At 49.1% G+C, this 14,612-nt stretch carries 13 protein-coding genes; 5 read left to right on the top strand and 8 right to left on the bottom strand.

Annotation, left to right across the window (positions count from 1 at the left end):
- Positions 1 to 364: 364 nt before the first annotated feature.
- The 3 genes from KJS57_RS25350 to KJS57_RS25360 form a co-directional block, all read right to left on the bottom strand.
- Entirely contained in the window at positions 365 to 1,963 is a 1,599-nt protein-coding gene (locus tag KJS57_RS25350; RefSeq protein ID WP_213656769.1) for an extracellular solute-binding protein, read from the bottom strand.
- Between the two features lie 96 nt (positions 1,964 to 2,059).
- Positions 2,060 to 2,953 (bottom strand): carbohydrate ABC transporter permease, encoded by an 894-nt coding sequence (locus tag KJS57_RS25355; protein WP_213656770.1) that lies wholly within the window; start codon positions 2,951 to 2,953, stop codon positions 2,060 to 2,062.
- A gap of 13 nt (positions 2,954 to 2,966) precedes the next feature.
- Complete coding sequence (locus tag KJS57_RS25360) at positions 2,967 to 3,881, bottom strand: ABC transporter permease (protein WP_211022806.1); 915 nt, start codon at positions 3,879 to 3,881, stop codon at positions 2,967 to 2,969.
- A gap of 284 nt (positions 3,882 to 4,165) precedes the next feature.
- Between KJS57_RS25360 and KJS57_RS25365 the strand changes: the two genes are divergently transcribed.
- Entirely contained in the window at positions 4,166 to 6,001 is a 1,836-nt protein-coding gene (locus KJS57_RS25365; RefSeq protein ID WP_213656771.1) for an Ig-like domain-containing protein, read from the top strand.
- An 81-nt stretch (positions 6,002 to 6,082) separates the two neighbouring features.
- Here KJS57_RS25365 and KJS57_RS25370 read toward each other — a convergent pair whose 3' ends face one another.
- Both KJS57_RS25370 and KJS57_RS25375 read right to left on the bottom strand, forming a co-directional pair.
- Positions 6,083 to 6,322 carry a helix-turn-helix domain-containing protein gene (locus KJS57_RS25370; RefSeq protein WP_211022808.1) on the bottom strand — a complete coding sequence of 80 codons (240 nt, stop codon included), beginning with the start codon at positions 6,320 to 6,322 and terminating at the stop codon, positions 6,083 to 6,085.
- On the bottom strand, positions 6,274 to 6,615 hold the full coding sequence (locus KJS57_RS25375) for a sigma-70 RNA polymerase sigma factor region 4 domain-containing protein (RefSeq protein WP_211022809.1): 342 nt from the start codon (positions 6,613 to 6,615) through the stop codon (positions 6,274 to 6,276). The genes KJS57_RS25370 and KJS57_RS25375 overlap by 49 nt, the downstream gene beginning before the upstream one ends.
- A 184-nt stretch (positions 6,616 to 6,799) precedes the next feature.
- Between KJS57_RS25375 and KJS57_RS25380 the strand changes: the two genes are divergently transcribed.
- The gene (locus KJS57_RS25380; RefSeq protein WP_213656772.1) at positions 6,800 to 7,012 is read left to right on the top strand and encodes a hypothetical protein; all 213 of its coding nucleotides are present in this window, start codon (positions 6,800 to 6,802) and stop codon (positions 7,010 to 7,012) included.
- A 192-nt stretch (positions 7,013 to 7,204) separates the two neighbouring features.
- On the opposite strand, the gene KJS57_RS25385 is transcribed toward KJS57_RS25380, so the two are convergent.
- Positions 7,205 to 8,200: a Gfo/Idh/MocA family protein gene (locus tag KJS57_RS25385; protein WP_213656773.1), complete on the bottom strand. Its 996-nt coding sequence runs from the start codon at positions 8,198 to 8,200 to the stop codon at positions 7,205 to 7,207.
- An 87-nt stretch (positions 8,201 to 8,287) separates the two neighbouring features.
- Positions 8,288 to 9,283, bottom strand: coding sequence for a Gfo/Idh/MocA family protein (locus KJS57_RS25390; RefSeq protein WP_244861712.1), 996 nt, complete (start codon positions 9,281 to 9,283; stop codon positions 8,288 to 8,290).
- A gap of 161 nt (positions 9,284 to 9,444) precedes the next feature.
- Here KJS57_RS25390 and KJS57_RS25395 point away from each other — a divergent pair, with 161 nt between their 5' ends.
- Positions 9,445 to 9,939 carry a hypothetical protein gene (locus KJS57_RS25395; RefSeq protein ID WP_211022813.1) on the top strand — a complete coding sequence of 165 codons (495 nt, stop codon included), beginning with the start codon at positions 9,445 to 9,447 and terminating at the stop codon, positions 9,937 to 9,939.
- A 670-nt stretch (positions 9,940 to 10,609) separates the two neighbouring features.
- On the opposite strand, the gene KJS57_RS25400 is transcribed toward KJS57_RS25395, so the two are convergent.
- Positions 10,610 to 11,503 (bottom strand): DUF6612 family protein, encoded by an 894-nt coding sequence (locus KJS57_RS25400; protein WP_213656774.1) that lies wholly within the window; start codon positions 11,501 to 11,503, stop codon positions 10,610 to 10,612.
- A gap of 222 nt (positions 11,504 to 11,725) precedes the next feature.
- Between KJS57_RS25400 and KJS57_RS25405 the strand changes: the two genes are divergently transcribed.
- A complete protein-coding gene (locus KJS57_RS25405; protein WP_213656775.1) occupies positions 11,726 to 12,316 on the top strand; it encodes an SLOG family protein in 591 nt (196 codons plus the stop codon).
- Between the two features lie 286 nt (positions 12,317 to 12,602).
- A complete protein-coding gene (gene glgP, locus KJS57_RS25410; RefSeq protein WP_211022816.1) occupies positions 12,603 to 14,219 on the top strand; it encodes an alpha-glucan family phosphorylase in 1,617 nt (538 codons plus the stop codon).
- The last annotated feature ends 393 nt before the right edge of the window (positions 14,220 to 14,612 follow it).

Here is a 14,612-nt window from a genome sequence, read left to right on the forward strand (position 1 = left end):
TTTACAGTTAAATTTACTCTCGAGGCCACGCCGCTCCGTGTCAGGTTACTTTACCCCACTTCTCATCACCGCACTTCACTTCTATACCAATTCATCAATTAAACTCACTACATTTAACCACACTCCCTCAACCTTACCTCATATCACTCCACTTCAATTCGAATCACGTCACATCACTTCCCATCAACCAAACTTCACTTCTACAGCAAATCATCAATTCATTTCACCATACCTCATCACTTCCAGCACTCTCGCGGGGAATCGTCAAACCATACCCAAACTAAAAACAGACGCCGAAGGTTTCTCGGCGTCCGTTTCCTGTATGTGTCTTTTCCTATTGCGTCTGTTCCTTATTAAACTTTGTTTACTTGATTCCCGATTCGCTCACATACTGCTCCCACTGTTTCGTCCATTCCTGCTGCACTTTCTCCAGACCTGCCTGCTTCGCTTTCTCCATAAAAGTGGCTAAGCCTTTATCGACATCGTCGACTAGTCCTGCCTGAAGCGGGTACAAGTACTGCTTCTCGACCTGCTCCAAGGCCGCTTTCTCGGCCTGGTAGGAGGTGTAATCCTCCGCGAAGCTCAGGAACAGATCCGGTTTCTGGATTTTATCCAGCTCGGCAAAAATCTCTTTAACCCCGTCAAAGCTCTTGTCGAAGAGCATATACTCCGGGTTCCGCCAAGCCCAGCCGTTCATCGCTTCCCGCGGGAAGCCGTTCGACTGGCTTGTGCCGATCATTTTATAATACCCGTCTTCCACGGTGTAGTTCGTACCCTCGATACCGTACTCCGTCAATTGGTTGTACCGTTGATCAAGCACCAGCTTTTCATAAAAAGCCAGCGCCCGTTCCGGATTCTTACTGTTCTTCGGAACCGCAAAGCCATTATGGATCGGATGCACCGGTGACGCATAACCCGTTGTCTCTCCGAACGGGGTATATCCCAACTCCCAGTCCGGATGGGAGGCTTGCACGGCGATTACCGACTCGTTGAAACGCGTAGGATTGTCTCCGAAAATACTCGCCGCTTTCCCGGACGTCAGAGGATCCTGCATCGTGTCTTTGATGTTGAGCACGTTTTTCGGAATGAATCCCTTATCCGCCCACCGCTTCATTACTTTCAACTCTTCTTTATGTTCCTCGGAGCCCCAGAAAGAATAGACTTCCGTCGGATTCTCGTATTTGACCCCCATTCCGTAAGGGAGCGCGCCGATCATTTTATTCAGCTCGGTATAGATATAATGAAGATTGTTTTTGACGTCGCTGTTGAGCGAAACCGGCATCATATCCGGCTCGTTCTGCTTGATTCCGTCCATGTAGGCTTCAAAACTCTCCAGATCCTTGGGCACCGGAAGATCGTACTTTTTCCGCAGGTCCTCCCGCCATACAAAACCGTTTGTCACGTATTCCTTATAGGTCGAAGGAATCGTATAGATTTTGCCGTCGACCTTTACGCCGTCCCACATCGATTGCGGAACAAACTTCTGCAGCTCCGGCGCCGCCTTCGGAAGCAAATCATCAAGAGCCAGGAAGGCGCCTTTCTTCGCATAGGACTGATAGGAAGTCCAATCCGCCGTGAAAATCAGATCGATCGCCTGGCCGGAGGACAGTAGAAGCTTGTATTTCTGGTCCCAATCCGTCCAGCTCGTATAATTGAATTTTACCGTAGTATTCAGCTCCGCTTGCGCCATTTTATTGACCTCGGCCATCACCTTGTCCAGATCTTTGGGCGCGTCGCCGAGCATGTACACCTGCAGCTCCACCCTTTTCGAAGTATCGATTCCCGTGTCAGCCGTCTGCCCTGTCGCACTAGAGCTACCATCGTTCCCGGACTTCCCGCCGCTCGAATCGTTACCGCTTCCCGCATTGTTGCCGTTCCCCCCGCCGCAGCCCGAGAGCAGCGCCATAATCAGAACCAGGGTCAACATCATCAACGAACCTTTGCTTAAAGACTTTTTCTTCATCCTGAATCCTCCCTTTTTATCGATGATTGCAATTGCTCTATGTCAGCCGAAGGTCCGGTTGCTTGTGCCGCATTCGCTCAGCCCCGCACTTCGGTTCTAACCTTTTACCGCTCCGATCGTCAAGCCCTTGACAAAATACCGCTGAATGAACGGATACAGAAACAACACCGGCCCCGTAACCACGATCGCCATGGCCATTTTCGTCGACTCCGTCGGCAGATCCCCGGCCAGACTTACTCCCGTCCCGGCCCCCATATTGGCGATGAAGGATGCCGAATTGATGACATTGTACAAATGAAATTGCAGCTGGTACTTATGTGTGTCGTTAATGTACAGCGAGGAACTGAACCAGTCGTTCCAATAATGCAGGGCCAGAAACAGTCCCACCGTGGCGATACCCGGCATGGACAACTGGAGAACGATCCTCCAGTAAATGCGGAAGTCGCCGGCTCCGTCGATTTTCGCGGATTCGAACAATTCTTCAGGTACGGCAGTCCGGATAAAATTTTTCATCAATATAATAAGAAACGGGGTCATCAGGCCCGGAAGAATGAGCGCCATGTAACTGTCGGTCAGGTGCAGATATTTCGTGTACAGGATATACCAGGGTACCAGTCCGCCCCCGAACAGGGTTGTAAAGTAAATGTAGAACGAGAAAGCGTTCCGGTATTTAAAGTCTCTGCGCGAAAGCACATATCCCGCCATGGTCATAAAGAACAAGCCCAGCGTCGTGCCGACAACTGTAGTGAAAAACGTGACTCCATAGGCCCTAAGCACATCCTCCGGGAAGCGGAATACCGTTCGGTAGCCTTCCAGCGAAAATGTAGAGGGTATCAGATGATACCCGTCCCGGATAATCGAGTCATTGGCCGTCAGAGAGGCCGAAATAATGAGCAGGAATGGAAGCAGGCAGGCTATGGAGAACAGAATCGTTACCGAATAGGACAACCCTTGCAGCAATCCGTAATACTTATCTTCTTTGATTCTCATTTTGCGCGCCCCCTTAGAACAAAGCGTACTCGTCGTTGATTTTGCGGATGATCCAGTTGACCGTCATGATCAGAATGAAGCCGAACAGGGATTGATACAGCCCCGCGGCCGTGGCCATGCCGACATCAAACGTCACCTTGAGCGACCGGAACACGTAAGTGTCCAGAATATCCGTCGTATTGTAGAGCACCCCGTTATTGCCGATCAACTGATAGAACAAATCGAACTGGCCCTTCATAATGCTGCCTAGCGCAAACAGCAGAAGCATGACGAAGGTCGTTTTCAGCATCGGCACCGTGATGTACCAGATCCGCTGGAAGATGTTCGCCCCGTCGATTTTTGCAGCTTCATAATACTCCTCGCTGATCCCGGTAATGGTTGCAAGGTAAATGACCATGCTGTAGCCGAGATTTTTCCACAGGTAAAATAAAATAATGAGAAAAATCCAAATCACCGGCTTGTTGTACACGTCGACCGGCTCGGCGCCGAACTGTGCAAGCAGTGTATTCAGGAATCCGCTGTCATAGTTGAACACGTTGTACACAATGACGCTCAGGATGACGAACGAGACGAAGTAAGGCAGGAACATGATCGACTGCGTCAATTTTTTGAACCATTTTATCCGCAATTCACTGAGCAGGATCGCGCAGACGATAGCCAATACATTCCCCAACACAATGAAAGCCAGATTGTAGCCCACCGTATTCAGCGTTAATCGGAACAAAGTACCGGATTTCCAAAGAAACTCAAAATTTTTCAGGCCGACGAATGCCGAATCGAACAGCCCCGAGTTGAAATCAAACTGAGTAAAAGCATAGTAGACACCGACCATAGGAAAATAGGAATTGATCAAAAAATAGATTAATGTCGGCAGCAGCATCAGAAACAAAATCCGGTTCCGCGACAATTCTTGTAAAAAGTGCCTCATGGCATCCTTTCTCCCTCCTGCAACGTTTGAGACCACTATAGTAAAACCCCTGATTTCCGTGTAGTGAAGCTTCCCGGCATTCCTGTATTTTCCGTAAAAATACGAGGTGAACAATTCGAACATTTATGCAAAATTCCGGTTTTACAGACGAAAAGACCCGGGCATAGCGCCCTAACAGCATCCGTTAAATAAGGATATAGCTGGATTTCTTACTTTCCTCTCTTTCGTAATAATAAAAAAGGGTAATGTTTCCTGAGGATCATAATTTGGAAGGAGAGCTGCTAGTGTTTAAGCAATGGTGTAAGCTGGCTTTAATTTCCCTAATATGTATTGGAACTTGGTCCGGAGGGACCGGCGGCAGCGATGCCGCCGCGGCGGAGGCAGAGGCGGCGGCCAAGCCGGCTGCGGAATGGAGCAGGCTGTATGGAACGGATGCTGCGTCTTCAAACGGAAGGTCCGTGATTCCCACAACCGATGGCGGATACATCGCCGTAGGGGAAATCGTGTATTTGTCTGCCTCCGGATATGCCACGGATCAAAAGATCTATGTCGTTAAGCTGAACAAAGACGGTGAAATTACTTGGGAGACAAAAATACAAGCCGATGCGGCCGCTGAGAAATCCGGGGGCACGGCGTATAGTGCGATCGAGACCCGGGACGGGGGTTATCTGATTAGCGGGGTGGTTACCGATGTCTCGGGCAAGTCGCGGATCGTTCCGTTGCTGGCCAAACTGGACAGCCAAGGAAATGTCGAGTGGGACAAGAGTTATGACGATTTAGCCCCTTCAACGGATCTGCACGGCGAATCGATTGTTGAATCTCCGGACGGCGGATACGTGATCACCGGCTTCAGTGCCAATTCTTATGCCGTGTCTTCCGCCTATTTGCTTAAAGTGGACGAGACGGGAAATGAAGTGTGGTATAAAACATACCGCTTCGACGCCGACATCCAATATTTTAATGAGATCATGGCGTCACCGGACGGAGGCTATGTAGCTGTCGGCGCACTAGATAGCATGATTACCCCCCAACAGGACGGTTCCGTTATTGTGAAGCTGGATGCCCAAGGGGAAGTGGAATGGGAACAAACCCGGACGCTGCCTAGTTCCGGGCGAACCCTCCGTTCGATCGAACCGTCGCAGGACGGCGGGTATGTGGTTAGCGGGATGCAGCGGCAGGAAGGTGAGCAGATCGCCTTTGTGAGTAAGATTGACACCACGGGGAAAACGATTTGGGAGAAGACTTATAACCTCGGTACGGACAATGACTACCTGACCCAACTGATCATGATGGAGGACGGGTTTGCATTACTGGGGCGGCATGCTTACGGAAGCTATCCCGATACAGTAACCGAATATCAGGTGCTCCATCTGGATGAAGGCGGCGAGGTTACCGGTACGTTTATATTTGAAGAGCCTGGCCTCGTTAATGTCGGCAATGGAGCTTTGGCTTCGGACGGCGGTTTGTTACTCTCCGGACAAATCCGGGAGAATAACAGCTACCGGATGCAGATTATCAAGGTCCTTGGAAATGGGGAGACGCTGCCGGAAGATCCGGAATTATCCGGGCTCTTGTTTGGCTCGGCCGAGGCTGATCTGGCTATCGGTGAACAGAAGCCAAGCGTTATTACAGCGGTTTATAGCGACGGCGGCACCTTCGATGTATCCGATTCAGCGACCTATGCCTCTTGGAATCCTGAAATAGCAACCGTGGATGACAGAGGTCTGCTGACCGGCCTGTCCGCCGGCAGCACGGTAATTACCGCCGGGTATGGCGGGATGGAAGCGCAGCTCATCGTCCATGTCACGGACGGAACTCAAGGCCCGAATCCGGTTAACGGGCAATTCTACCTGGATTCGGAAGATTACTCGCTTTCTATCGGCAGCGAGCTCGATATCCAGGCCTGGTTCGCCGATGAGTACGGGAATGCCCGCCTCGTAAACGGGGAGACCGAGTTTACGATCGCCGATACGGCTATCGCCACGATTGACGAGCAGGGCTTTATGACCGGACTCACCCCCGGCCGGACCACGTTGACAGCCGTTTATCAAGGGAGAAGTTATACTTCGACCGTCTTGGTAGTCCGGCCTTATGTTCCGGCTGAGATCACTGAGAATTAAGATCGCGATAGTATTTGTGATTCTTTATACAAATCAAAAAAATCCCCTGTCCCCAGGGGATTTTTCTATGTCTTTCCTTGTTTATTCGCCCGCTCTTTGCTCCTTTGTCTCCCTCTCCTTAATCATTTCCAGAAATTCCAGAATGATATCGGAAACGGCATCCTCGGTAGGCGAGTGAATGTATCGGCTGACCCGCATGATATCTCCCTTGTAGAGATCGATCAGTTTCAGAACGGCATCGGGATCGTTTTGTTTCGCTTTTTCAAGTAAGTTCAGGAACTCATCATCCGGGACAACTCTTGGATCATTTTGCGTTTCCATTTGTTCACCCCTTGCTGAGTCATATTCAATTCCAGGGCAACCTCGCGCTCAGTCTTGTCTTGCAGATAAAGCTTATAAATGATCGTACGCCCCGTATTGGAAGGCAGCGCATTGATCAACTGACGGATCAACATTTTGTTGTCAGAAGATGAGGCAAAGCTGGATATGGCCGGTTCGAATCCGTTGAATGAACATTCCCGTTTTTTCACGACTTTGGCTTTGTACTGTACCCTCCAGGCGATACGGTAGACTTCCCTCCGATACTGCTCGTACGCGGTCGTTTGTTCTTTCAAAATTACCTCCCCCTTCCATATTTCATCTTCTAAGTATAGGGAAATATGAGGGTTCGTCTTACAACCATTAATATGTGATTTAATTTTAATTATAACATTTTTTCTAATTATTGGTTGTAAATGGTGGATTATTTTTTCTCTATATAAGTGAAAGGGAGTTTTCAAAGAAAGGAGGTCCTTGAACATGCAGGTTACGGATATCGTATCGATGGTTGCGAATGTCGGTTTCCCCGTTACACTGTGCTTTATACTAATCAAATATGTGCTGCAAACGGTCGGAACCAAGCTGGATCATATGAATGATAAAATAGCTGCGCTAACGGAAGAGATTCGAAGTTTGGAAGACGGCAATGACGGCAGCGGTACAGTGGATCAAAACGGTGCTAAGCATAGATGAATGAAGGTCTGTCTATCGTTCCTAAGCCGGTATCCCCTCTTCTATTGTATGCTCTTCCTTCCTTGTCCAATTACTTCGTCCTGTTAAGTTTCATTGACCTTTGGAGTAATCGTGTTTGCCATTCAAATCAAAAATGGCAGCCGCCCATTCTGTTCAATTACAGAAACGAGGCCGGCTGCCATTTATTATTACTTATTCAAAAGGATACTTCAGTCCCCACTGTGCCCGAATCGCGTCAAGCAGCTTCAAAATGCCCAGCGACTCGTCAAGCGTAATGGCCGGACTCTCCGTAAGTCCTTCAAGCAAGCATCTGCCCACTTCCTCCGCTTCGAACGAATATCCTGTGGACAAACGTCCGTCGGTAAACTTTTCTTCCTCTTGTCCGGTTACCCGGAGAACCGCTTCGGTCGCATTCAAGAATGAAGGAATGTGGATCGTCCCTTCCGTTCCGTGAATGTAAGCGTCATTCGTCAAATCCAGGCGAACCGCCCCGTTTAGCGTTGCCGTTCTGCCCTTGCCGTAATCCAACAGAATGGAAAACTTCTCGTCTACTCCGGTTTCGCCGATATCGGCGGAGCTCCATACTTTTTCAGGTTCGGTTCCAAAAATCATGGAAGCAAAAGACACCGGGTAAATACCTGCATCCAACAGCGCTCCGCCTCCAAGCTGCGGATTAAGCAGCCGGCCCTGCGGATTCCAATCGCTGCGGAAGCCAAATTCGGCTTTAACCAGCTTAACCTCGCCGATCCGCCCTTCTTCCAACCATTTTCTTACTTGCACGATCGGTGGAAGAAAACGCGTCCACATCGCCTCCATCAGGAACAGATTTTGTTGCTTGGCCGATGAAATCAGCTGCTCCAGTTCGGCGCTGTTCACGGTAAACGGCTTCTCGCATAATACCGCTTTACCCGCATTCAAGGCGGTCAAGACATTATCCCGGTGATAAGGATGCGGGGTCGCCACATAAATCGCGTCGATGTCCGGATCATTCACCAGTTCCTCATAACTGCCGTAAGCGCGCGGCAGGCCGAATTTCTCCGCAAACTTTGCGGCGCTTTCCTTCGTACGTGAGCCTGCGGCCAGGCCCTCGCCATTGCCGACATGGGCCAAATCCTCGGCGAATTTCTCCGCGATCCAGCCTGTGCCCATAATTCCCCATTTGATCTTCTTAACTGTCGATTCTCCCATGGTTGGCTCTCCTTTTGCATACTAAATAATTTGAATTATATTAATTCTACCAAATTAAGAAGGGCAAAAACCAATATTTCACTGCAACTATTCAAAAGGATAACGCAGGCCCCATTGAGCACGCATCGTATCCAGTTGTTCCATCACCTTTAAAGATTCATCGAGAGGCATCAGGGGGCTTTCCGTTTCCCCGGCAAGAATGCATCTGCCCACTTCTTCAGCCTCGTACTCATACCCTTTTCCCAAGCGATTGTCGGTATAAGTATCCACCACTTCCCCGTCCTTATATAGGGAGACAGAGGGAGCTTTATTCATGGAAGGCAGCGAGATACATCCCTTTGTTCCGTGGATGACGGCTTCATTTCGCAAACCGAGCCGGATGGCTCCGTGCAAAGAAGCAACTTCCCCCGTGTCATAGGTCAGCAGAGCCGAAAACTGCTCGTCCACCCCTGTCCCGCCTATCCGGGCCGTGCTCCAAATTGCCCGCGGTTGAATACCGAATATCATCGAGGCGAAAGCCACAGGATAGATTCCCACATCCAGCAGCGATCCCCCGGCAAGCTCCGGATTCAGTAGCCTTGTCTCAGGCTCCCAATCGGCCATAAATCCGAACTCGGCCTGCAGCAGACGAACTTCTCCAATCCGGCCGGACCGGATCCATTCCATGGCTTTGCGTACTGGGGGCAAGAAGCGCATCCACATGGCCTCCATCAGGAATAATCCGCGCTCTCTGGCGGTCAAGATCAATACTTCCAATTCACGACTGTTTACAGTCATCGGCTTTTCACAAAGCACGGCCTTGCCCGCCCGCAGACTGTTCAGCGCATTCTCCAAGTGGTAACGGTGCGGTGTTGCGACATAAATGACATCAATATCCGGGTCATTCACCAGTTCCATGTAACTTCCGTAGGCACGGGGAATTCCGAATTGGTTGGCGAAGAGCGCCGCATTCCCGGGCTTGCGCGATCCTACCGCATAAGCGACCCCATTCGTCGTGTGGGCCAGGTCGGCCACAAATTGCTCCGCGATCGTGCCGGTCCCCATGATCCCCCACTTGACTATTCTTTGAATCGGCTCTCTCATAGGTCTCCCCCTTTGAAGTAGGTTCTAAAAATCATGTACCCTTTATCCGGGAAGATGAAATAAACGGCCTCATTCCTAAATAATGCATCTTTCACTTTGATTCATTCCGTCCGAATCCTTTATACTAGAGGTTGAACAAAATGAAGTGCCGGAGGCGGATTATGCTTACCTTTGAACAAAAGCTACAAATATTGGATTCTTACCCCGAACTGGACAGAAAAAATGTATCGCTCGGCCGGGTAAATTATCAGTACGAACAAAGCGTTCACGACAAGAAAACCGTAGCCTATCATTTGCATCCTAACGGTAACGGCTTCGTCTATGCAGGACTGCTGCAGGGCTATGACGTCGATGATAAAGGTTACGTCAATATTCGGGATTTCACCGAGGAAGATTTGCGCAATCTGGTAGCCAAGTCCATACATTCTCTTTCCACGGGCGGGAAAGCGCCGGAAACGGCGGTAGTGCCCGATTATATCTCCAAGGACTCTCCCGGCGGCATCTGGACCGATGGTGACGGAGGAACGCTCACGCTGAAGTATGAGGATGACCTTTGGTACATCTACTCCGGCATCAATCTGGAGATGGTATTCGAAACGCGGGAGGAAGCGGGTGAATACTTAACGGAAGAAGGCTTTAAGCCGCAAAAAAAATAACGATAATAAACGCAGCTCCGCACTTACGGGGGCTGCGTTTTTTAGAGGTTGTTCAAAAAATCATCTTTTGATCACGAAGTGTCTCAGGTTGCTTATTCGACATCGAATCTTGAACTCAGGCGGGCCTAGAGGATGCTTCCGAAGTATGTTTCCTGCGGAAACATTTGAGGTGCTCACGTAGGTTTTGCCTACGCTCCGCTCCTCTGTCCCTCCTTCATCCAACCTTCTTGGTGCTGAAAAGTCGACTTTTTGAACACACACTTTTAGTATTCGCAAAAAAATATTTTTAGAAATGTTCAAAAAAATGTTTGATTTTAGTCACAAAATGTTCAATAATTAAGTAAGACACAAATTGTTCACAATTATCCATTGCGAAACAAAGGAGCTGACTACACATGTGGGAACCAGGGAGCAGTAAAGTTAAAAGCGGCGCATTCGGATGGATTATCGCATTAGGCGTTTTCTACGCCGTCTTCTATACCGTATTCACTCTCTATTCGATTCACGGCCAATAACCTTTCGTATTTGTAAACGTTGTCACAATTCAATTTTGATAAGCCTGCCGGCCCTTGCCGCAGGCTTTTTTGCATACTATGCCGATTCCAAGCAGAAACGAACAAGACGGCTGGCCCCAGCACATCCCGGGTCCAGCCGTCTTGCTTAATCTTGCTTATTGCGCGCTGTCTAGCGCCTCTTGTGGTACTTTAATGGAAGTAATTTCGTCGTATTTAGAAATGTTGCTGTCCATTTTCATATCCAGGGAAACACTTTGTCCTTCCACATCCATATCCATCGACATTTCGACAACGGACTTGGTCGGCAAGTACGTTTCTTTATTCACCGCATACGAAATTTTGATTTCTTTAATATTCATTTGCTCCAGCATTGCTGCTGTTTGCTCGTTTTCTCCGCCAGCTTGACTCATCAAAGACTTGGCCAGCTCCTTCAAGCCGTCGCCGGAAAGGTCTGCGGAAAGAACGAACTCATCCCCCTCTTCAACCACCTTGGCATCGTTCGAAATCGATTTAAACTGCTCCAACTGGGCTTCAGGACTAGCCGATTGCTCAAGACTCGCCATCAGCTGATCACGGGTTTCATCCGGCATCTTGACCCAGTTTCCATCCACTTTGGAATAGATCCCTTCCTGAGTAATGTACTGCTCGATGTTCTGGCTGCCTTGATCGCCCATGGACATATCCATGACTTGATACATCGCCAACGGTTCCTTCACCATATCGATTTTCATCGTCATATCGACTTTCTGTTCCTGCTTCTGATCGCCTTGCGCCATTACGATATTTTGGTTGACCTTGGCATCCATCGAAAAGCTCTTGAGCTTTTCGCTTGCTTCCGTCGCTTTTTTGATCAGCTCTTCGACTGTAGGAACTGCCGTTTCTGTATTTGCCGGTGTGTTATCGGCTGTGTTTGCTGCCCCCTGATTCGATTCGTTTGCTGCGTTGGCTGCTGCGTTAGCCTCTCCGCCCTCCAACGCTTTTTCCTTGCCACATGCTGTAATTCCTAGTACCAATACTGCTCCCAATAGTGCTGCTGTCCATTTTTTCAACTGTATATCCTCCCAATGTTATGTAGTCCCAGTGATATTACCCAAACAATAACCTCGTGTAACTGGGCGAAAAGACTTATTTCGACAACATTCTCGCTCCCCCTCATTTGGTAGAAATGTCCTATTGCTTCCGTAAACCCGGTCATTCCTCCTCATCTGAGTTATAATGATACAATGACGTCTTATCCGGAAATGTTCCGCTCACGAAAGGAAGAAATTCGATTGAAAAATTTACTCGTCACCGGTTACCGTGCGCACGAACTCGGCATATACAACAATAAGCACGAAGGAATTCCTTATATTCGGCAAGCGATCGCAGCGCGCCTGATTCCCCTGATCGAAGAGGGATTGGAGTGGGTGATTACCCCGGGTCAATACGGCGTCGATTTATGGGCCTGTGAAGCCGTATTGGAGTTAAAAGAGACCTATCCGCAGTTGAAGTGCTCGATTATTACCGCCTTCAGCAATCAGGAGGAACAATGGAAAGAGGAGAAGCAAACCTATTACCGCGAGCTTATCCGCAAGGTCGACTTCTATGGCTCCGTCAGCAAAGAGGGTTATCAGGGCGTGTGGCAATTCAGGGCCCGGGATGAGCTGCTGTTCCGGAAAAGTGATGGTATTCTGCTCGTTTATGATGAAGAGGCCGGCGAAGCCAGCCCGAAATTCATTAAGGAGCGTGCCCTTAAAAAGCAGATGGAGGAAGGCTATGTCTACCTTCAGATCGGACCTGAGGACATACAGGCGGTTGCGGAGGACCAGCAGGTTTGGGAGGATTATCCTTCGGACTACTCTTCGGACTACTCTTCGGAATAACTTCCGGAAAGGTCCTTCAACTCCCCGGAATGCAAACGTTTGATCATTAATTCATCGATTAAATCGCAAAATAATGAATTTTCTCTGCCGTTTTTTCGATTTCGTCAATATTTTTGTCAATTTCTTCTTCCTTTTTGCATAATATGTGCTAAAATAATTCTCGAAATCGCTTTCACATCGGCAAGCTACTTTCTAAAAGACAAACGTTTGCACTAACCTATCATACCTTGCTTCGTCCGAAAAGAAATGGCCGATGTATCCATGAATTTACGAGGAGGCTTACCTAATGAACGAAAAAAACTTGCCTACTGTAGCTTATTTCAGCATGGAGTACGGACTTCATTCCGATTTTAAAATGTATGCGGGCGGTCTGGGAATTCTGGCCGGAGATTACATCAAAGGCGCCAAAGACATAGACGCGCCAATTGTCGCGATCGGGATCAAATGGAAGCAAGGTTATACGGATCAACGGATTGATGCTAACGGCAAACCTTATGACACCTATCACAATTATGTTTACGATTTTCTTGAGGATACCGGGGTAAAAGTTACAGTCAAAGTCCGCAATACCGATGTGGTCTGTAAAGTATGGAAAACCGAGCAGTTCGGCAATAACCCGCTCTATCTGCTCGATACGGACATTCCTGAGAACGGCGATGCCTGGATTACGGGCCAATTGTACGGTTGGTTCGGCGAGGAACGCATCGCGCAGGAAATCGTGCTTGGCATCGGCGGCGTAAAGGCAATGCGTGCCCTGCAAATTCCGATCGATGTCTACCACTTCAATGAAGGACATGCCGCGCTTGCCGCTACGGAGCTGATCCGCGAGAAAATGTGCGCAGGCAAAACCTTTGAGGAAGCCTGGATGGCAACGCGTGAAGAGGTTGTTTTTACAACCCACACTCCGATTAAGGAAGGCAATGAAACTCACCCGCTCGACCGGCTTGAATACATGACAGCTTACAACGGATTAACCCGGGATCAAATGGAACGCATCGGCGGAAATCCGTTCAATATGACGGTCGCCGGACTACGTCTGTCCCGCATTTCCAACGGAGTAGCGGAACTTCATGCGGATACTTCCAACAAAATGTGGAAAGAGGTTTCCGGCCGTTCCGAAATTATCGGTATTACGAACGCGATTCACACGCCGACCTGGGTGGATGATCGGATGACCCGTGCCTACGAGGATGGCGGGGATTTGTGGGCTACCCATATGGAGATCAAACGTGAACTGATTCAATTTATCGAAGAGCGTTCCGGCATTTCCCTGAACGAGGACCATCTGCTGATCGGCTTCTCCCGTAGAGCGGCTCCTTACAAGCGGAGCGACTTGATCTTCTCCCAGCCGGAGATTATCGAACCTTACCTGGAGTCCGGCAAAATCCAGATCGTCTTTTCAGGCAAAGCGCATCCGCTCGACGACACCGGCAAAAAGATCGTCAGCAATCTCGTGGCGATGATGAAGAAGTATCCTAAGAGCGTCGTGTTCCTGGAGAACTACGATATGACGATCGGCGCGCAGCTCACTCGCGGCTCGGACATCTGGCTTAACAATCCGCGCAGACCGCTGGAAGCCAGCGGCACGTCCGGCATGAAGGCCGCTATGAACGGCGTGCTCAACTGCTCGATTCTGGACGGCTGGTGGCCTGAGGCCTGCATCGATGGGGAGAACGGTTGGCAAATCGGTGACGGCTTCGAGACGACCGACTTCGAAGTGCTGGATCGCCATGACAGCGACGCCCTGTACGACACGCTGCTGAACCGCGTCCTGCCTACTTACTATGATAACCGCGACAAGTGGGTTGAAATGATGAGAAAGAGCATTGAAACCACCCGCGAAGCGTTCGCCACCAAGCGGATGCTTGAAGAGTACTTTAACAAGATGTATATTAAGGCCTAATCCATTTACAAATAATCCGTATATGCATTTACGGCAGCCAGGCTGTGCGGTTCCTTCGGGAGCCGCGGCCTGGCTTTTTGATTTGAAATAGATGTTGGATGTGGGAGTTAAACTTTGCACCGCAAAACCGAATACTTGATGCGCCATCGCTCCCCTCCTGTTTTCAAACTAGCTTCTCACTTCGCGATATGATGATCACTACTTCATTGGATATTTCCAATGAAAAGTCCACTATATTGGGCAGTTGAGGCGGTTCATTGGATATTCTCTTAGGCCCCCTAATAAAACTGGAGTCCTCCTACCCAAAAAATTTATACTAGAAGTAAGGGAGAGGATCCAGTATGGGGAAAAAGCGGAAAGAAGAAATCAAAATTCAAATCGTTAAAGAAGCAT

It is taken from the genome of Paenibacillus vini (genome assembly GCF_018403325.1).
In the GTDB taxonomy this organism is placed as follows: Bacteria; Bacillota; Bacilli; order Paenibacillales; family Paenibacillaceae; genus Fontibacillus; species Fontibacillus vini.